Annotated in this window: 1 protein-coding gene; it reads left to right on the forward strand. The window is 71.2% G+C overall.

Features of this window, described 5'->3' with window-relative positions; genetic code table 11:
• The coding region (locus tag PUR61_RS01725) for an ATP-binding cassette domain-containing protein (protein WP_329874875.1) at positions 1 to 746 on the forward strand (746 nt) is incomplete at both ends.

Genomic DNA, 746 nt, shown 5'->3' on the forward strand with positions numbered 1-746 from the left:
GTCTTCGCCCTGCTGGGCCCGAACGGCGCCGGCAAGACCACCGTCGTCAAGATCCTCTCCACGCTCATCGGCGCCGACGGCGGGCAGGCCCGGATCGCGGGCCACGACCTGACGGCCGCCCCGCAGGCGGTACGCGCCGCCATCGGCGTCACCGGCCAGTTCTCCGCCGTCGACGGCCTCATCACCGGCGAGGAGAACATGCTCCTCATGGCCGACCTCCACCACCTCCCCAAGCAGGAGGGACGACGGATCGCCGCCGAACTCCTGGCCCGCTTCGACCTGGTCGACGCCGCGAAGAAGCCCGCCTCCACCTACTCCGGCGGCATGAAACGCCGCCTCGACATCGCCATGACCCTCGTCGGCAGCCCGCGGATCATCTTCCTCGACGAACCCACCACCGGCCTCGACCCCCGCTCCCGGCACACCATGTGGCGAATCATCCGCGCCCTGGTCGCCGACGGCGTCACCGTCCTCCTCACCACCCAGTACCTGGAGGAGGCCGACCAGCTCGCCGACCGCATCGCCGTCCTGAACGACGGCAGGATCGCCGCCCACGGCACCGCCGAGGAACTCAAGCGACTCGTCCCCGGCGGACACGTCCGACTCCGCTTCACCGACCCCACCGCCTACCGCAACGCCACCTCCGCACTGCCCGAAACCACCCGCGACGACGAGGCCCTCACCCTCCAGATCCCCGGCGACGGCAGCCAGCGCCACCTGCGCACCCTCCTCGACCACCTCGACAC

It is taken from the genome of Streptomyces sp. BE20, assembly GCF_036322525.1.
Classification (GTDB): Bacteria; Actinomycetota; Actinomycetes; order Streptomycetales; family Streptomycetaceae; genus Kitasatospora.